This window comes from Streptomyces longispororuber, from assembly GCF_014656095.1.
Taxonomy (GTDB): domain Bacteria; phylum Actinomycetota; class Actinomycetes; order Streptomycetales; family Streptomycetaceae; genus Streptomyces; species Streptomyces longispororuber.
This window is the reverse complement of sequence record NZ_BNBT01000095.1, coordinates 15,138-33,886: the sequence shown is the minus strand read 5'-3', so window position 1 is coordinate 33,886 and position 18,749 is coordinate 15,138. Positions and strand designations below refer to the sequence as shown.

At 74.7% G+C, this 18,749-nt stretch carries 12 protein-coding genes and 2 pseudogenes; 7 read left to right on the top strand and 7 right to left on the bottom strand.

The window, feature by feature from the left end; genetic code table 11:
• The 3 genes and pseudogenes from IE330_RS39210 to IE330_RS25300 form a co-directional block, all read right to left on the bottom strand.
• Positions 1–250, bottom strand: a pseudogene (locus tag IE330_RS39210) (LCP family protein); the annotation flags it as partial.
• 573 nt (positions 251–823) lie between these two features.
• Positions 824–1,906 (bottom strand): annotated as a pseudogene (locus tag IE330_RS25305) (LCP family protein); the annotation flags it as partial.
• Between the two features lie 424 nt (positions 1,907–2,330).
• Entirely contained in the window at positions 2,331–3,083 is a 753-nt protein-coding gene (locus tag IE330_RS25300) for a TIGR03089 family protein (protein WP_190138419.1), read from the bottom strand.
• 138 nt (positions 3,084–3,221) lie between these two features.
• Here IE330_RS25300 and IE330_RS25295 point away from each other — a divergent pair, with 138 nt between their 5' ends.
• The 3 genes from IE330_RS25295 (at position 3,222) to IE330_RS25285 (ending at position 7,362) form a co-directional block, all read left to right on the top strand.
• Positions 3,222–4,865: a peptidoglycan recognition protein family protein gene (locus tag IE330_RS25295; protein WP_190138418.1), complete on the top strand. Its 1,644-nt coding sequence runs from the start codon at positions 3,222–3,224 to the stop codon at positions 4,863–4,865.
• 95 nt (positions 4,866–4,960) lie between these two features.
• Entirely contained in the window at positions 4,961–6,043 is a 1,083-nt protein-coding gene (manB, locus tag IE330_RS25290; RefSeq protein WP_190138417.1) for a mannose-1-phosphate guanylyltransferase, read from the top strand.
• Positions 6,044–6,306: 263 nt separating this feature from the next.
• Positions 6,307–7,362: a DNA-3-methyladenine glycosylase family protein gene (locus IE330_RS25285; protein ID WP_190138416.1), complete on the top strand. Its 1,056-nt coding sequence runs from the start codon at positions 6,307–6,309 to the stop codon at positions 7,360–7,362.
• Positions 7,363–7,374: 12 nt separating this feature from the next.
• Here the strand turns inward: IE330_RS25285 and IE330_RS25280 are convergent, their stop codons facing one another.
• The 3 genes from IE330_RS25280 to IE330_RS25270 form a co-directional block, all read right to left on the bottom strand.
• Positions 7,375–8,937 carry a coenzyme F420-0:L-glutamate ligase gene (locus tag IE330_RS25280; protein ID WP_190138415.1) on the bottom strand — a complete coding sequence of 521 codons (1,563 nt, stop codon included), beginning with the start codon at positions 8,935–8,937 and terminating at the stop codon, positions 7,375–7,377.
• On the bottom strand, positions 8,934–9,890 hold the full coding sequence (gene cofD / locus IE330_RS25275; protein WP_190138414.1) for a 2-phospho-L-lactate transferase: 957 nt from the start codon (positions 9,888–9,890) through the stop codon (positions 8,934–8,936). Before cofD ends, IE330_RS25280 begins: the two co-directional genes overlap by 4 nt.
• An 88-nt stretch (positions 9,891–9,978) precedes the next feature.
• Positions 9,979–10,494, bottom strand: coding sequence for a cysteine dioxygenase (locus tag IE330_RS25270; RefSeq protein ID WP_190138413.1), 516 nt, complete (start codon positions 10,492–10,494; stop codon positions 9,979–9,981).
• A gap of 892 nt (positions 10,495–11,386) precedes the next feature.
• Between IE330_RS25270 and IE330_RS25265 the strand changes: the two genes are divergently transcribed.
• From IE330_RS25265 to IE330_RS25255, 3 genes are all read left to right on the top strand, one after another.
• Positions 11,387–11,650 carry a WhiB family transcriptional regulator gene (locus IE330_RS25265; protein WP_030672713.1) on the top strand — a complete coding sequence of 88 codons (264 nt, stop codon included), beginning with the start codon at positions 11,387–11,389 and terminating at the stop codon, positions 11,648–11,650.
• 271 nt (positions 11,651–11,921) lie between these two features.
• Positions 11,922–15,626, top strand: coding sequence for a glycosyltransferase family 2 protein (locus tag IE330_RS25260; RefSeq protein ID WP_190138412.1), 3,705 nt, complete (start codon positions 11,922–11,924; stop codon positions 15,624–15,626).
• Positions 15,623–17,128: a DUF5719 family protein gene (locus IE330_RS25255; protein ID WP_190138411.1), complete on the top strand. Its 1,506-nt coding sequence runs from the start codon at positions 15,623–15,625 to the stop codon at positions 17,126–17,128. Before IE330_RS25260 ends, IE330_RS25255 begins: the two co-directional genes overlap by 4 nt.
• 178 nt (positions 17,129–17,306) lie before the next feature.
• Here the strand turns inward: IE330_RS25255 and IE330_RS25250 are convergent, their stop codons facing one another.
• Positions 17,307–17,762 carry a metallopeptidase family protein gene (locus IE330_RS25250; protein ID WP_190138410.1) on the bottom strand — a complete coding sequence of 152 codons (456 nt, stop codon included), beginning with the start codon at positions 17,760–17,762 and terminating at the stop codon, positions 17,307–17,309.
• Positions 17,763–18,024: 262 nt separating this feature from the next.
• Here IE330_RS25250 and IE330_RS25245 point away from each other — a divergent pair, with 262 nt between their 5' ends.
• On the top strand, positions 18,025–18,450 hold the full coding sequence (locus IE330_RS25245) for a DUF3499 domain-containing protein (protein ID WP_190138409.1): 426 nt from the start codon (positions 18,025–18,027) through the stop codon (positions 18,448–18,450).
• Positions 18,451–18,749: the final 299 nt, after the last annotated feature.

The window sequence follows — 18,749 nt, the reverse complement described above, 5'->3', positions numbered from 1 at the left end:
CGCCACGGCCGCCCGGCCGCGGGGTGCCCTGCTGCGGTGCGCCCTGGCGGGTGCCGCCCTGACGCGCGCCGCCCTGCCGGGGGGAGCCCTGCCGCGGTGCCGCCCTGCGGGGACCGGGTACGCCTGTCTGGGGCGCCGACTGCTCTGCGGAAGGACTCAGTCGCAGCTCGTAGTCGCCGGTCTGCGGGTTGAGCACCCACTGGTCTGCGGGATCGATGTTGTCAGCCCGCCCACGGCCTTGCGCGTCCACGGTTGTTTGCGTCCTCCGTCAGGGCCACGCGGCGCCTTTCCCCCCTCAAGAAGGCGCTCGGTCACTCGTACCAGCGGTGTGCGGCGCAGCGGCCGGACACCGGATCGGCTCACACTATCCGCCCAGTTCAGCCTCCAACGACGCCGGTGACAAATTCCACTCGCCTACACCTGGGCAATCCGCCCAATTTCTGTGTCCCGGTGTCCCTTCCGTCCGCCGCCCGCATTACCCGCAGGCGGTGCCCGCGGCGGTGCTGCCCCGGAATGTGGGCGCCGGACTCGGCGTATGGGTGGGGTCGTCGGGCTTCCCGTCGCCGCGCCCGGCACCCTTCCCGTCGCCGCGTCCTCCGCTCTCCTCGGCGCCCCCCGCGCCTTCTCCGTCGAACGCTCCCTCTTCGTACGTCTCTTCGTACGTCCCTGCGTACGGCTCCTCGTGGGCCTCTTCCTGGGGCTCTTCTCGTACTTCTTCCCGCGTCTCTTCCCGCGTGCCTTCGGGTGCCTCTTCGTACTCCCGGCCGTCCCCGGCCCTTTCGCGCGCGGGGCCGACGCCGTTCGCGGCGTCCTGCTCCGCCGGGGTGACCTGCACCGGATCGTCCTCGCGGAGGCGGGTGAACAGGGCCTCCGCGGCGGGCTCCACCAGCTCGTCCCGGTTCGCGTCGTACGTGTACGAGCGGCGCGGCACGGTGAGGAACTGGACCCGCTCCGTGGGGATGGTGCGCAGCCCGCGCACCAGTTCGTACAGGCCGCGCAGGCTCGCGAGTCCCGGGTCCGTGGTGAGCGACGACGTGGCGGCGTCGAGCACGGGATAGAGCTTCACCGGATTCAGCAGGACGTCGTTGCCGCGCACCTTGTTGACGAGCGCGCCGAGAAACTCCTGCTGCCGGTCCATGCGTTCGGTGTCGCTGCCGTCACCGGTCGACTTGCGGGTCCGTACGAATCCGAGGGCCTGCTCGCCGTCGAGCGTCTGGGGCCCTGCGGGCAGCCGCAGCTTTGCGTCGGCATCGTCGATCGGCTCCCTGAGGCACACGTCGACGCCGTCCACCGCGTCCACCATGTCCTTGAACCCGGCGAAGTCCACCACCATGTGGTGGTCGACGCGGATGTTCGTCAGCTTCTCCACGGTACGGATCGTGCAGGCGGTGCCGCCGAACTCGAAGGCCCAGTTGAACTGGGCGAACTGGGCCCGCGTACGGGAGCCGTCCGGCCGGCGGCAGCTCGGGATCTGCACCATCAGGTCGCGCGGCAGCGACACGGCGGTCGCGCTCTGCCGGTCCGCGGCCAGGTGCAGCAGGATCGTGGTGTCCGAGCGCTGGGTGCCGAGGTCGCGGCCGTACTTGCGGTTGTCGGGGCCCGAGCGGGTGTCGGAGCCGATCAGGAGGATGTTCTGCGCGTCGTGGACCAGCGGGGTCGGCCGCTCCTTCTCGTAGCGCGCGAGCTCGGCGGCGGCGCCGGTGTCCTCGGTGATGTTCCCGTCGAGCTTCTCGTACACCGCCCACCCGGCGCCGCCCGCCGCGAGCACCACCACGGCGGTCGCCAGGGCCGCGCCGCGCAGCCACCGCCCCCTGCGCCGCCGGGCGCCGAGCCCCGACGGACTCGCCCCCGCCCCGGGCCCGACAACGGCCAGCGGCGAGGACGGAGTGCGCGCGGTCTCGGTCACGTGTGAGTCCACCCCTCGTGGCTGCGTAGGTGCGTGGCACTCCTACGACCATGGCCCGCGAGGCCGCGCGGGGCGGGGATGGGGTGAGCCGAACGGGTGAACCCGCGAGAGCCGCGAGCGGGCTCCCTTTCCCGAAACCAAGGGGCCCGCCCCCTGGACCCCCGTTCATCGCGCTGGCGCGCTCGTCCTCAAACGCCGGACGGGCTGAAGATCTCTACCGCGGCCACGACGGAGACGTTCCGGCGCGCCCACGGCTGAAGATCTCCGCCGCGCTCGGCGGAAAGTTCCAGCCCGTCCGGCGTTTGAGGACGAGGCGCGGAGCGCCGAAAAGCGGGGTCCAGGGGCGGCAGCCTCTGGTTTCGGGAAAGGGGCGCCCGCGCGCGGAGCGCGCTCATGGGCACAGTGGGGCGCCCCCGCGCGGGGGCTAGCGCACGGTCGACGTCACCCGCTCCGTCTCCACCCGCTTCTCCAGCCCGTCCGCGCCCAGCCGCTCCAGGTGCCGGCACAGCACCACCGAGCCCCCGGCGGCCAGCGGGGCGTACAGCCCGGCGCTCAGCCCCTCCCAGGTGTCGTACGGCCGCCCGGACAGCAGCCGCGACCCGGGCCCGAGCCCGTACTCCCCGGCGTCGGCCACGGCCCGCCGCACCAGCTCGGCCCCGGTCAGCTCCACCCCGCCGACGGCGAGCGCGGCCTCGTCCGGGTCCACCGGGGCGTACGGGGCGAAGCGGTCGCCCTGGCCCGGCACCTCCACCGCGTAGTCCAGGAAGCCGTCCGGCACCTGCGGGAAGCGCCCCCCGAGCGGCCGCAGCGCGAGCGCCACCCGCTCCCCGGAGCAGGCCCGCGCCGCGTCGAGGGTGTCGGGCCCGCTCACGACGAGGTCGGCGCCGCCCGGGTCCCCGCCCACGTCGGCGACCACGCCCACCGAGGAACAGGCGAGCAGCCACACCGCCGTCTGCCAGTGCGCGGGCAGCAGCAGCGCGAGGCGGTCGCCGGGCTCGGCGGCCAGGTCGCCCTGGAGCAGATTGGCGGTCTTGGCCACCCAATTGGCGAAGGTGGCCACGGACAATTCCACGCGCTCGCCGGTGGCGTCGTCGTAGTACGTCACGAGCGGGCGCGCCGGGTCGGCGGCGAGCGCGGATCGCAGCAGGTCGGCAGGGGTGCGGTCGTTGGCGTTCACGGCCGCAAGGGTACGCGGGGACCCGCGTGTCGCCCGTGCGGGCGGGGCAGTTGGGCCACCGGTTCGGCCGACGGTCCGCCGACGGACCGTCAGTTCCCCAATGGACAGATATGACCCGGTATGACGACGATCGTCTGCATGCGTGGATTCCTTGCTTCCTCGATCGGTGTCACCTGTGCGGCGGCGCTCGCGCTGCCGCTCACCCTCCCCTCGGCGGACGCCGCCGCGGCCACCGGCGTGCCCGGCGTACCCGGCGCGGACGAGCGGCTCGGCGCGAACGTGGAGCCGGCCACGACGACCGGGCCCGCCACGGATGCCGGGTCCGGCGTGGGCGCCCGACCTGCCGTGGGCGGGAAGCCGGGCGCGAAGTCGCTCACGGGCGTGAAGCCCGGCGCGCAGTCGCTCACGGGCGCGAAGCCGGGCGCGAAGCCGCTCACGGGCGCGAAGCCCGGCGCGGGCGCGAAACCCGGGGCGCGCGGGAGGCCCGCCGCGGACTCCCTGTCCGGGACCACCCGGTCGCTCCCGCTCGTGCCGCTCGACGGTCCCGACCGCGCGGGCGACACCGGGCGCCCCCAGGGGCTGACCCGGCACGACGTGGCGCCGTTCTCCCTGCTCGGCGTCGTCTGGGACGACCCGGAGGCCGAGCTGCACGGCAGCGTCCAGGTCCGCACCCGGGCCACCGGCGGTACGGCCTGGTCCGCCTGGCAGAACCTGGAGGCGCACAACCACGAGCACGCCGCCGACCCCGGCACCGCGGAGCGCGAATCCGGCCGGGTGCGCGGGTCGACGGCGCCGCTGTGGGTGGGGGACTCGGACGGGGTGGAGGTGCGGGTCCGGCCCGCCCCACGCGAGCCCGGCCAGCCCGGCCAGCCCGGCCAGCCCGGCCAGCCCGGTCAGGGCGGCCAGCACGGCCAGGACGGCCGGGATACCGGCCCCCGGCTGCCCACGGGCCTGCGCCTGGAGCTCGTCGACCCCGGCGAGGAGCCCCCGCCCGGCGGCACCCCCGCCGACGTCCCGCGCGCGAACAGCCTGACCACCGCGTCGGCGGCGGCCTCCGCCGTGAACGCCGACCTCGCCCCGCTCGGCGCGCCGCTCATCCCCGAGCTCACCAAGGCCCAGACGGAGGCCGACCTGCTCACCGCCCTCGGCCTGCCGAACACCACCGCGGCGCGCCCCTACATCGGCCCGCGCCCGGCCATCGTCACGCGCCGCGGCTGGGGCGCCGACGAACGCCTGCGCGAGCGCGACTTCGCGTACACCAAGACCGTGAAGGCGGCCTTCCTGCACCACACCGTCACCGGCAACAAGTACCGCTGCTCGCAGGCGCCCTCCGTCCTGCGCAGTATCTACCGCTACCACGTCAAGAGCAGTGGCTGGCGCGACATCGGCTACAACTTCGCCATCGACAAGTGCGGAAACATCTACGAAGGCCGCGCCGGGGGCGTGGCGAAGCCGGTGCTCGGCGCGCACACCCTCGGTTTCAACACCAACAGCATGGGCATCGCCGTCATCGGCACCTACACCAGTGCGCCCCCGCCGAAGGCCGCGGTCAACGCCGTCGCCCGCCTCACGGCATGGAAGCTCGGCCTGTTCGGAGCCAACCCCCGCGGTAAGACCTACCTGAAGTCCGGAGGTGGCAATCTCTACAGGAAGGGCACGAAGGTCCGGCTGCATGTGATCTCCGGCCACCGGGACGGCTTCGCCACCGAGTGCCCGGGCCGCCGCCTCTACGGCAAACTCGGCACGGCCCGCGCCACGTCGGCCCGCCTCCAGGGCCGCTGAGGCCCGGTCGCACTGCACGGTCCGCGATGACGTCTGCATACACTGGCCGGCCGTAACAGAGTTCGGCCGGCCCCAGCAGGAAGCAGAGACGACAGGTGACAGAAGCGATCCTCCTGGTCGGCGGCAAGGGCACCCGGTTGCGGCCGCTCACGGTGAACACCCCCAAGCCCATGGTCCCGGCGGCGGGCGTGCCGTTCCTCACCCACCAGCTCGCCCGGGCCCGCGCGGCGGGGGTGGACCACATCGTCCTGGCGACGTCGTACCTGGCCGAGGTCTTCGAGCCGTACTTCGGCGACGGCTCCGCGCTCGGCCTCCACATCGAGTACGTCACGGAGGAGGAGCCCCTGGGCACCGGCGGGGCCATCCGCAACGTGGCCTCGCGCCTGCACTCCGGCCCCCAGGACCCGGTCCTCGTCTTCAACGGCGACATCCTCACCGGCCTGGACATCCGCGCGCTCGTCGGGGAGCACGAGTCGACCGGCGCCGACGTCTCGCTCCACCTGACCCGGGTCACCGACCCGCGCGCGTACGGCCTGGTCCCCACGGACGAGACCGGCCGGGTGCTCGCCTTCCTGGAGAAGCCGCAGACCCCCGAGGAGATCGTCACCGACCAGATCAACGCGGGCGCGTACGTGTTCCGCCGGTCGGTCATCGACACCATCCCGGCGGGCCGCCCCGTCTCCGTCGAGCGCGAGACCTTCCCGGACCTGCTCGCCTCCGGCGCCCACCTCCAGGGCCGTGTCGACTCGACGTACTGGCTGGACCTCGGCACGCCCCAGGCCTTCGTCCGCGGCTCCGCCGACCTGGTGCTCGGCCGCGCCCCGTCACCCGCGGTCCCCGGCCGCTGCGGCGACCGCCTGATCCTGCCGTCGGCCCGGGTCGCCTCCGACGCCAAACTCACCGGCGGCACGGTCGTCGGCGAGGACGCGGTGATCGGCGAGGGCGCCCGGCTCGTGGGCAGCACGATCCTCTCCGGCGCGGTCATCGAGCCCGGCGCCGTCATCACCGACTCCCTGGTCGGGACGCGCGCCTCCGTCGGAGCCCGCTCGGTGCTCTCCGGCGCGGTGGTGGGCGACGGCGCACGCGTGGGCGCGGACAATGAACTGCGCGCCGGCGCACGCGTCTGGTGCGAAGCCACCCTCCCGGCAGGCGCCCTGCGCTTCTCCTCGGACCAGTAGGCCTGTACCCGGTCCTGCAGCCTGTCCGGCGGGTCTTCCAGCCCGCCCGGCTGCGCATCTCGGCCGAGAGCGGCGGACATATCCAGCCCGTCCGGCGGGATCTTTCAGCCCGTCCGGCGTTTGAGGACGAGGCGCGGAGCGCCGATGAGCGGGGGTCCAGGGGGCGGCAGCCCCCTGGTTGCGGGAAGGGGCGCCCGCGCGCGGAGCGCGCTGATGGGCACAGTGGGGCGCCCCCGCGAGGCCCCACCCCGTACCCTCGACAGGTGTCCTCCCGCTTCGCCCCGCGCCCCACCCGCACCACCGTGCGCGGCGGCGACACCACCCTCCGCGGCGGGGCGACCACCCAGCGCGCCGACGCGACCCCCGTGCCCCGCCCGGCCACCGCGCCCCACCGCCCCGCGGCCACCCCCAAGCACCGCACCTGGACCCCGCCCGCCCCCCTCGACCTCGCCCTCACCCTGGGCCCCCTGCGCCGAGGCCCCGCCGACCCCACCTTCCGCACCACCCCCGACGGCTCGGTCTGGCGGGCCACCCGCACCCCGGAGGGCCCCGCCACCCTGCGCGTGGCCCTGCGCGCGGGCACCGCCGAGGCGGACGCCTGGGGGCAGGGGGCGGACTGGATCCTGGACCGGCTCCCACGCCTCCTCGGCGCCGAGGACAGCCCCGCCGACTTCACCGCGCGCCACCGCCTGGTCGCCCACACGGAGCGCCGCCGTCCGGGCCTGCGCCTGGTCCGCACGGGCCTGGTGCTCGAATCCCTGATCCCCTCGATCCTGGAACAGAAGGTCACGACGGACGAGGCGTACCGCGCCTGGCGCCTCCTGGTCCGTACGTACGGCGAACCGGCCCCCGGCCCCACCCCCGCCCAGGCCCGGATGCACGTGATGCCGGACCCGGCGACGTGGCGGCACGTCCCGTCCTGGGAGTGGCACAAGGCGGGCGTGGACAACAAGCGCGCCGCCACGATCCTGCGCGCCGTGCGGGTGGCCGAGCGCCTGGAGGAGGCGGCGGCGATGCCGCCCGAGGAGGCCCGGGCCCGCCTGGAGCTGGTCCCGGGCATCGGCCCCTGGACCTCGGCGGAGACCGTCCAGCGCAGCAACGGCGCGGCCGACGCCGTCACCGTCGGCGACCTGCACCTGCCCGGCATCGTCGGCTACGCCCTGGCCGGCGAACGCGAGGCCGACGACGCCCGCATGCTGGAGCTCCTGGCCCCCTACCAGGGGCAGCGCCACCGTGCGGCCCGGCTGATCCTGCTCAGCGGCCACACCCCGGCCCGCCGGAAGCCGAAGATGCCCAAGACCGACATCGGGCTGCTCTGAGCCGCCGCGGCCCTACCGCACCACCACGAAGGCCTCGGGGTCCCGCTCCGGCCTGGGCGGCGGCGCCGCGACCGGGTGGCCCACCGCCACCGCTCCCATCGGGTCCCACTCCGCCGGCAGGCCGAGGACCTCACGCACCACGTCCCGGCAGAACATCGTCGACGAGACCCACGCGGACCCCAGCCGCTCCCCGGCCAGGGCCACCAGCAGGTTCTGCACGCCCGCGCCCGCGGCGACGACGAACATCTCCCGCTCGGCCACGTCGCGGCGCGCGTCCCCGTACGTGTGCGCCCCGTCCATGACGAGGCAGGGCACCACCAGGTAGGGCGCGTTGCGCAGCACGTCGCCGCGCCGCACGCGGCGCGCGACGGCGTCCTCGGACTTGCCGTCCCGCCGCAGGTCCGCGACCCAGGCGTCCCGCATGGCGTCCAGGAGCCGCAGCCGCGCCGCGGCGGACTCCAGGAGGACGAACCGCCAGGGCGTGGTGTGGTGCGGCGCTGGCGCGGTCACGGCCGCGGCGACGGCGCGCCGTACGGCCCCCGGGTCCACCGGCTCGTCGGTGAACTCGCGCACCGTGCGGCGCAGGCGGAGCGCCTCCCGCACGGCCTCGCTCGTACCGAGCCGGAACATGTCGTCCCGGGCACTCCGCACCAGCGCCCGGGCCCCGCCGTCCTGATCGGCAGGGGCCGCAGGGGCCGCAGGGGCCGCGTGAGCCGCAGGGACCTCGGGAGCCTCACGGGCCTCGGTGGACTCAAGGGCCCCGGAGGCCACGAGGGCATCCGCGGTGCCGGGCACCCCGGAGGCCCCGGCAGTACCGGAGACCTCGGAGCTGCCAGGAGTCTCGTAAGTCTCAGGAGTCTCGTAGGTCCCGGCACCAACCTCCCGCACCACGTGCCCCAGCCCCCGCACCACCGCGACCGGCAGCCCGGAGACCTTGCCCTTGACGAGGTCCCCGGCGGCGGCCAACTCGTCGGCCGTCGCGACGACGGTGGCCTGGAGCGGGTTCCCGTACGCGTCCACGCCGCCGCGCAGGTCGTCGAGGACCCGCACCCCGGCGGCGCCGATGGCCACGTCCGTCAGGCCGGCGCGCCAGGGGCGGCCGAACGTGTCGGTGACGATCACCCCGACGTTCACGCCGAGTGCGCCGCGCAGCCCCTCACGGAGGGCGCGCGCGGAGGCGTCGGGGTCCTCGGGGAGCAGCAGCACGGTCCCGGCGGGGGTGTTCGAGGCGTCGACACCGGCGGCGGCCATCACCAGGCCCTGGCGGTTCTCCACGATGCGCAGGGTGCCGCGGCGCGCCACGACGCGGACGGTCTCCGCGTCGATCGCGGCCTCCCGGTCGGCGGCGGCGACGACGCGCCCCTCGGCCTTGCTGACGATCTTCGAGGTGACGAGGACGACGTCCCCGTCGGCGAGCGCGGGCTCGGCCGCGGCGATGAGCTTCGCGAGATCGTCCCCCTGGCGCACCTCGGGCAGTCCGGGCACGGCCCACACCCGGTACGCCGGGGCCGGCCCGGACGTCTCCGCGTCGGCACCGCTCCCCGCGGCCTCGGCCGGCGCGTCCGTACCGCTCACGCCCGCACCTCCTCGGCCAGCGCGAGCGCTTCGCGGGCCATGGCCGCGGCGGCGTCGACGTCCGTCATCATCAGCGGTATGGCGCGGCACCGGATGCCCGCGGACTCCACGCGCTCCACGGTGCCGGCGTCCACCGTGTCGACCAGCCAGCCGTCGAGCAGTCCGCTGCCGTAGTGCTCGGCGACCGCGGCGGCCGTCGTCTCGACCCCCACGGCGGCCAGCACCTTGTCGGCCATGCCCCGTACGGGCGCGTCCCCGACGATGGGGGACAGGCCCACCACGGGCACCCCGGCCTCGGCGATGGCCTCCCGGATGCCGGGAACGGCGAGGATCGTGCCGACGCTGACCACGGGGTTGGACGGCGGGAAGAGGATGACGTCCGCCTCGGCGAGGGCCTCCAGGACGCCGGGCGCGGGCTTGGCCTGGTCGGCGCCGACGGGCACGATCGCGTGCGCGTCGACGGAGGCCCGCAGGCGGACCCAGTACTCCTGGAAGTGCACGGCCTTGCGCTCGCCGTCCACCTCGACGGCCACGTGCGTCTCGACGCGGTCGTCGGACATGGGGATGAGCCGCACCCCGGGCTGCCAGCGCTCGCACAGCGCCTCGGTGACGGCGCTGAGCGGATAGCCGGCGGCGAGCATCTGGGTCCGCACGATGTGCGTGGCGAAGTCCCGGTCGCCGAGGCCGAACCACCCGGGTCCGACGCCGTAGGCCGCGAGCTCCTCCTTGACCTTGAAGGTCTCGTCGTCGCGGCCCCAGCCCTGCTCCTCGTTGATGCCGCCGCCGAGCGTGTACATCACCGTGTCGAGGTCGGGGCAGACCTTCAGGCCGAACAGGTGGATGTCGTCACCGGTGTTGCCGATGACGGTGATCGCCGCGTCGGGCGCGGCCTTCTTGAGTCCGCGGAGGAAGCGGGCGCCGCCGATGCCGCCGGCCAGAACCACAATGCGCATGTGCCCAGCATCGCAGGCGGGTGTGACATCGCGGCAGCCGGTCGCCGGATCCGCCGCGGCACCGGCGGGATCGCGCCGGTGGTGTTCTTCACGCCGTGAGTGCGTCGTGCGCCGGTTTCCGCGGCGCGCGAGCCTCGCAACGAGCCGTGTGCATCGGCATGTCGGTGAGGCCGGGGTGGTAGACGTGCAGGCTCACGGCCGGTTCCAGGGAGTCGTTGACCACCTCGTGGACGTATCCGGCGGCGAAGACGCGCTGGGCGCCTACCGTCAGGGTGCGGCTGCCGCGTCGGCTGCGCTCCGTCAACCGGCCCTCCAGGAGCGTCAGTACGCCGGAGGAGCGGCCGTGGTCGTGCACGCCGCTGCCCTGGCCGGGCACCCAGGAGAGCAGCCACACCTCGTACCCGGGCCCGGTGCGCAGGCGGTGGTACCAGCGGCTGGTGGCGTCGTACTGGACGAGGGGCGCCCACTGGGCACGGTCGGCGGCGATGGCGCGGGCGAGTCCGGCGAACTCCGCGACGGTGACGGGGTGCTCGCGCGCGGGCTGCAGGAGGTGCGGGACTTCGAGGATGTCGCCGGCGATCTGGAGGTCGCTGTCGCTGTTCATGGTGTGCGGTGGTTCCTCAACGTCGGAGAGCTGGAACGTACGGAGGGCTGGAACGTACGGGGCTGGAACGTGCGGAGAGCTGGAACGTCGGGTGAGGGGGTGTCGCGGGGGAAAGAGGGGGAAGACGGGGGCCATGCGAGAAGCGGAAGGGCGGAGCGGGACGGCGCGGGGGGTGAGACGCCGGGTGGGGCGCGGCCGGAGCGCAGCGCGCGGCGCGCGCGTGCGAAGAGCGCGGGGTGGTGCGCCTCAGGGGTTCAACAGCCGGAAGCGGTGTGGCTCAACGGCTGGAACAAGCGCACGTACACATACAGGTACAGCGACAGCGACAGCGCGCGGGGGCAGCACCGGAAGACCCGCTGGTGCGGGTCACGGAAAGCGCCAATTTCGCGAGCATGCCCACCAGAACAGCGGCTCACACCTTGGATGTCAACTCATTGTCCGGAATGTGGACATTGTTTCACCTCATCCGGTTGCGCTGACTGGCGAAAGGTTTGTGCGTTCACCGCTCGGGACACAAGGCGCTCCAACCGGCGCTCGACGCGGCGCGTCAACCAGCGCGTCAACCGGCGCACGACTGTCGGGGCGCGGTCGTGATCCCTGTGTGATCCGGTTCGCTTCGACGGGATCGCTGCAACGGGAGCGGGAGTCGCGGCGTCCCTGTCCCTGAGAGGACAGGGCGACACGCGCGCCGGAATGGGCCTCTGGCAAGTGTCATGGTTTAGGTAGATATGAACACTTTCCGCAAAGCCTTGGTTCCGCAGAGTGAATAAGGGGCCCAATAGCAGATCTCGGCTTGACTGGCCCGGATCGGCACACTTGTAATTTCACTCGTGTCGTTCAGCCGAAATCGGTAACGACAGCACGGGGACGCACAGACGGACGAGGGGCGCACATGACCGAGCTGGTTCAGGAACTGCTGGTCGAGGACGCGGACGACGAACTCGGCTGGCAGGAGCGCGCGCTGTGCGCCCAGACCGACCCCGAGTCCTTCTTTCCTGAGAAGGGCGGCTCGACGCGCGAGGCCAAGAAGGTCTGCCTGGCCTGCGAGGTCCGCTCCGAGTGCCTTGAGTACGCACTTGCGAACGATGAGCGCTTCGGCATCTGGGGCGGCCTCTCCGAACGGGAGCGCCGCCGCCTCAAGAAGGCCGCCGTCTGACCCCCGCCCCCCTCTCGCACACCGGAGTGCTCCCGCACACCGGCGGGCCGGAACTCCCCGCGAGTTCCGGCCCGCGGACGTTTGTGGGGAGGGCCCACCCGGCCCGCGACACCCCGCGAGGGTGACCGCCGTTCCCCGTACTCCCCAGTTGTCCACAGGCGGCGGGGCGTTGCGGCGCCAGCCGTTAGTGTGGGGCCCCGTCCGAGACGCCACAGCGCCCCCGCGGGTCGCGGCGTCCACCACAGTCCATCGAACCGGGGCCCGTACCTCGATGTCCGTGCACAGCCACCCGGCAGCCCACCAGGGCGCTGCCGCCGGGTTCGACCCGTCCCGCGCGGCCGGGTTCGATCCGGCAAGCCCACCCGAGTTCCCGCGTCACGTCGTGACCGCGGTGCTCGTCTCCCACGACGGCGCCCGCTGGCTGCCCGACGCCCTCGCGGGACTGCTCGGCCAGGACCGCCCCGTGCAGAACGCGATCGCGGCCGACACCGGCAGCGCCGACGACTCCGCGCGCCTGGTCGGCGAGGCCCTCGGCGACGACCGCGTGCTGCACCTGGCCCGCCGCTCCGGCTTCGGCACCGCCGTCGACGAGGCGGTCCGCACGGCCCCCGTCCTCACCCCGGACGACCTGCCCTACCTGCAGCGCCCCAGCGGCTGGGACCCGGTCAGCCGCACCTGGCGCGACGAGGCGTACGACCTGCCGGAGCTGCCGCACGGCGAGCCCGAGCAGTGGCTGTGGCTCCTGCACGACGACTGCGCGCCCGAGCCCGGCGCCCTCGCCGAGCTGCTGCGCGTCGTCGAGGCGGAGCGCGCGGCGGGTCAGGAGGTCGCCGTCGTCGGCCCCAAGCTGCGCGGCTGGTACGACCGCAGGCAGCTCCTCGAAGTCGGCGTCTCCATCGCCCACTCCGGCCGCCGCTGGACCGGCCTCGACCGGCGCGAGCAGGACCAGGGCCAGCACGACCACGTACGGCCCGTGCTCGCCGTGTCCACCGCGGGCATGCTGATCCGCCGCGACGTCTTCGAGCAGCTCGGCGGCTTCGACCGGCGACTGCCCCTCATGCGGGACGACATCGACCTCTGCTGGCGCGCCCACGCGGCCGGACACCGCGTCCTCGTCGCCCCCGAGGCCGTCGTCCGGCACGCCGAGGCCGCCTCCCGCGAGCGCCGCGCCGTCGACTGCGTGGGCCGCACCGCCGCCTCCCCGCACCGCGTCGACAAGGCCGGCGCGGTCTACACCCTGCTCGCCAACTCCCGCTCCGCCGTGCTGCCCTGGGTGCTCGTACGGCTCGTCGTCGGCACCCTGCTGCGCACGCTCGGCCTGCTCCTCGGCAAGGCCCCCGGACAGGCCCTCGACGAGGTCGCCGGCCTCTTCGGCACGCTGCTGCGGCCCGAGCGCGTCCTGAGCGCCCGCAAGCAGCGCGGCACACCCCGGGTGAGCGGCGGCGAGATGCGCCCGCTGTTCCCGCCGCCCGGCGCCACGCTGCGCGCCACCGTCGAGCAGGTCGCCAGCAACGTGGTGGGCCGCTCCGACCCCGAGGTCTCCTCCGCCGGCCGGCACGGAGCCGTCGAGTCGGGACCCGGCGGCGACGACGCCGACTTCCTGGAGATCGAGCAGTTCGCCCGCCTCAAGCGCATCGCCCGCAGACCGGGGCCGCTGCTCTTCGTCGTCCTGCTCTTCGTGGCGCTCGTCGCCTGCCGCTCGCTGCTCGGCGGCGGCGCCCTCGCGGGCGGCGCGCTCCTGCCCGCGCCTCCCGACGCCACCGGCCTCTGGTCGCGCTACGCGGACGCCTGGCACCCCGTCGGCATCGGCGGCACCGAAGCCGCGCCGCCCTACCTGGCCCTCCTCGCCGGCCTGTCGACACTGCTGTTCGGCTCCACCGGGCTCGCCGTCACCGCCCTGCTGATCGGCTCGGTGCCGCTCGCCGGCTTCACCGCGTACTTCGCCTCCCGGCCCCTGGTCACCTCCCGGCTGCTGCGCGCGTGGGCGTCCGTCGCCTACGCCTTCCTGCCCGCCACCACCGGCGCGCTCGCGGGCGGGCGCCTCGGCACGGCCGTCCTCGCCGTCCTGCTGCCGCTCATCGCGCGCGCGGGCGCGGCGGCCGGCGGCCTGACCTCCCCGCAGGGCACCCGCGGGAGCTGGCGCGCCACCTGGGCGTACGCGCTGCTGCTCACCGTCACCACCGCCTTCACCCCCGTCGTGTGGCCGATCGCGCTCGTCCTCGGCCTGCTGGTGCTGGCGCTGCGCCGCGGTGACCTCCTCGCGTACGGGCTGCGCTTCCTGGCCGCCCTGGGCACGCCGCTGCTCGTCCTCGCGCCCTGGTCCCTCACGCTGCTGCCGACCGGCTTCTTCAAGGAGGCCGGCCTCGCCTACGGCACCGGGGCCGCGTCCGCGCTCGACCTGCTCGGCTCCAGCCCCGGCGGCCCCGGCACCGTGCACGGCCTGATGCTCAGCGGCATCGTCCTGGCCGCGCTGGCCGCCCTGCTGCGCGGCGAGCGGCAGCCGGCCGTGCGTGCCGCCTGGGCCGCCGCACTCGTCTCCCTGGTCTTCGCCGCGGTGTCGAACGGCTCGGCGTGGGCGGGCCCCGCCACCCTGGCCTACGGCATCGCGCTGCTCGCGGCCGCCGCGCTCGGCGCCGACGGGGCACGCGCGCGGGTCGCCGAGCAGAGCTTCGGCTGGCGCCAGCCGGTGGCCGCCCTGATCGCGTTCGCCGCTGCCGCCGGGCCGCTGCTCGCCGCCGCCGGGTGGATGATCCGCGGCGCCGACGGCCCCCTGGAGCGGCGCGATCCCGTGCAGGTGCCCGCGTTCGTCGCCGAGGAGAGCGGCACCCAGGATCAGGCCCGCACGCTCGTCCTGGACAGCGACACCACCGCCCAGGTCTCCTACATGCTCGTACGGGGCTCCGGCGCCCGCCTCGGGGACGCGGAGCTCGCCGCCCAGGACGGCACGGACCGGCGCCTCGACCGGATCGTGGCCCGCCTCCTCGCGGGCTCCGGCGCCGACCAGGCCGACCAGCTCAGCGGCTACGCGGTGCGGTACGTCCTCGTCCGCGACGGGGCGCCCCGCGAGCTCAGCCGCACCCTGGACACCACACCGGGCCTGACCCGGCTCAGCCAGGAGGACGGCAGCGCCCTGTGGCGCGTGGACCGGCAGGTCGCCCGCGCGACCGTCGTGTCCGGCGCCAAGGACCCCGAGCCGGTCGCCGCGGGCCCCGTCGAGGTGCACACCAAGGTGCCGTCCGGCAAGGAGGGCCGCGTGCTGCGCCTCGCCGACAAGGCCGACCCGGGCTGGACGGCGACCCTGGACGGCCACGCGCTGACCCGCACCACCGTCGACGGCTGGGCCCAGGGCTTCGAACTGCCCGCCGCGGGCGGCCACCTGGACATCACGTACGAGCCGCCCCTGGCCCACACGGCGCTGTTGTGGACCCAGGGCGCGCTCGCGCTCGTCCTGGTGGTGCTGGCCCTGCCCGGGCGGCGCCGCGACGTGGACGACGACCTCCCCGAGGAGCTCGTGCCCGCCCAGGCGGCCACGGGCGAGGGCCGCAGGGCCCGACGACTGCGCGCCCAGGGCGAACAGGCCACCCAGGAGGACGGGTTCACGGACCCCCTGCCCGAAGGGACCACCCTGGGCGCGGTTCCGCCCCAGCACACCCCGGCTCCGTCCGCGCCCGCCGAGGGCGACTGGGGCGCCCCGGCCCACGCGGGCCCCGACTACGGCGCGTACGGCGGTGAACAGCCGTACCAGAGCGGGGCGTACGCGCAGAGCGGATACGACCAGGCCTACCAGCAGGACCCGCACCAGGGCACCCAGTACGACCCGTACGCCTACGGAGGCGCGTACGGCACCTACGGACCGGACCAGGGCTACGGCCAGGCGTACGACACCCCGGACGCCCCCTACCCGCAGCAGCCCCCGATGCCGCCGCGGCCGCCGCACGGCACCGGCAGTGAGCGCCCCGACGGGAGCCAGCAGTGAACCGCACCACCCTGTCCCTGATCGCCGTGGTGACGGCCCTGGCCGCCGTCACCGGCTTCGCCGCCGTCAACGCCCCGGCAGGCGACGACGACGGCGCCGCCGCGGCCAGGCAACTGCCGGTGGAGCGCACCAGCCTGCTGTGCCCCCAGCCCAGCACGTCGGACCTCGCGGAGACGACGTACACGGCGTTCACACCCGAGTCGAAGGCCCCGGACGACTCCGCGGCCTCCGCGCGCGCGGGCGGGGCCGCCCTGTTCCCCGTCGTCAAGGCGCTGACCGACGCGCACGACGGCGACGACGGCAAGGGACCGAAGCCGTTCCTGACGCAGAAGGCGCCGGGCGAGCCCGTCTCCGGCGAGGAGTCCGGCGCGGAGGCCCCCGCGCTCGTCGGCAGCGCCGACGGCCGCCTCGCGCCCGGCTGGACGGTCCAGCAGACCACGTCGGTCAGCGCGGGGGCCGGCCGCGGCCTCCTCGGCACCCACTGCGTCGCCCCGGACACCGACTTCTGGTTCCCGGGCGCCGGCTCCGCCAAGGGCCGCGACGACTACGTCCACCTGACGAACCCGGACGACACGGCGGCGGTGGTGGACATCGAGCTGTACGGCCCCGACGGCGCGCTCAAGGCCGAGGTCGGCGAGTCCATCCAGGTCCAGCCCCGCACCAGCTTCCCGGTGCTCCTGTCCACGCTCACGCCCAAGCCGCAGACCGACCTCACGGTGCGCGTGACCGCGCGCAGCGGCCGTGTCGCCGCCTCCCTGCAGTCCTCCGACGACAAGCTCGGCAGCGACTGGCTGCCCGCGAGCACCGACCCCGCGCCCCGTCTCGTCCTGCCCGGCATCCCCGAGGACGCCACGTCGGTCCGCCTCGTCGCCTTCGCGCCGGGCGCCGGCGACGCCGACCTGAAGGTGCAACTCGCCTCGCCCTCCGGCTCGATCACCCCGGCCGGGCACGAGACCCTGCACGTCAAGGCGGGCATGACGACGGCGGTCGACCTCGGCGACGTGACCAAGGGGGAGGCGGGTTCCCTGGTCCTCACGCCCACGGAGGACCCCGTCCCGGTCGTCGCGGCCCTGCGCGTGGTCCGCGGCAAGGGCGCCCGGCAGGAGGTCGCGTTCATCCCGGCGACCGGGCCGGTGGGCAGCCGCGCCACCGTCGCCGACAACAGGGAGAAGGGTTCCACGCTCTCCCTGACCGCGCCCGACGAGGACGCCCGCGTCCAGGTCACCGCGTCCGCGGGCACGGAGTCCGGCGACCCCACCACCAAGACGTACACGGTCAAGGCCGGTACGACCCTGGCCGTGACCCCGCCCGTACCGCCCGGCCTGAAGGGCTCCTACGCCCTCACCCTGGAGCCCGGGACGGACACCCCGGTGTACGCCTCCCGCACGTTGGAGCTGCCCGAGAACGGCATCCCCATGTTCACGATCCAGCCCCTGCCGGACGACAGGGGAACGGTGGCGGTGCCGAAGGCCAAGCAGGACGTGGAGGTGCTGCAGAGGTAGGGGGTGCCGGGGAGGTGTCCCCGGGCCCGGGTCCCGGGGGGCGGCGCGGCGGCGCTGCGAGGGCGGGTGGTCCCGCGCGGGTGGCGGCCGGGGCGTTCCTGCCTGTGCGGCGGTCGATGCGTCCGGCCTGTCGTGTGGCAGTCGACATGTCCCGCCTGCCTGTGCGGCGGCCGGGCGGTCAGTCCTCCCCGTACCGCGGATCCACGGATTCCGGCGACAGCCCCAGCAGCTCCGCCACCTGCTCGACCACCACTTCGTGGACGAGGGCGGCCCGCTCGTCCCGCCCCTTGGTGCGGATCTCGACCGGCCGCCGGTAGACGACGACCCGCGCCGGCCGGCCCTCGGACGCGGTCACCGTGCCGCCGAGCGGCACGCCCTCCGCGCTCCACTCACCGTCGGCGGCGCCCCCGACGGTCGGCGGCACCTCGAGGACCAGGAAGTCGATGTCGTTGAGCTGCGGCCAGCGCCGTTCAAGGCGCTCCACGGAGTCCTGCACGAGGTCGGTGAAGGCCTCGGCGCGGCTCGCGGAGAGGGGAACCTGGGGCGGCGCCACGGGGCCGCGCATGCCCCGGCCGTGGCGGTCCCGGCGGCGGGGCCTCGGCTCGGCGGAAGGGGGCTGTACGGGGTCGTCCATCACTGACGAAGCGTAGTCCCCGAGATCGCCCTTTCCGCACGGAGCACGGCATGTCGCTTCCTGACCATTCCAGCCAAGCTTGAGCTCGATTGTGTATCTCTCCGGGACCGTCGATCTCGCCCCGATTGGCAGTATTTGCTCCGGGTCACGACCGGGTCCAACACCTCAAGCCCCGCTGGTCCCTTGTGTCACCGCAGGTCAGAGCGGCGCTTTCCGGACACCCTGTGGGCGGGATCACAGCACGACACGGGGGAGTGACCTGGTGGAGAGTCGTCGCGGCCCGCTCAAGAGTGCGGTACCGTCCAACGTCGTGAGCCCTGTACGTCGCTGTTCGCGCACCGCTTGCGGCCGACCCGCCGTCGCGACGCTGACGTACGTCTACGCCGACTCGACCGCGGTCCTCGGCCCCCTCGCCACCTACGCCGAACCCCACTGCTATGACCTGTGCGCCGAGCACTCCGAGCGCCTGACCGCGCCGCGCGGCTGGGAGGTCGTCCGGCTCGCCGACGGCTCGGGCCCGGCCCGCCCCAGCGGCGACGACCTCGAAGCGCTGGCCAACGCCGTACGGGAGGCGGCCCGGCCGCAGGAACGTGCCGCGGAGGCCGGCGGGAGCGGTGCGCGCGGGGCGGACCCCATGGAGGTCGCCCGCCGCGGGCACCTGCGGGTACTGCGCTCACCGGAGTCCTGAGCCGACACGCGGGACGCGTACGCCGGGCCCCGCGGGACGCACCCGGCACGGCGCGCCCGATGGGCTTGCTCGGCGAGGCGTACCCGGCGAGGCTCACGGCGGCACGGCGGCACGGCGGCACGGCGGCACGGCGGCACGGCGGCACGGCGACACGGCGACACGGCGGCGCTAGGGCGAGACCTGAGCACCCCGGGTGGCCCGCACGGCCACCGCCCCTCTCCGCCACCCTCTCCGTAGACACGCGTTGTTCACCGCTGAACGACCAGCCCCGCACGCCCCATTGACGTCCCGTTCACGCG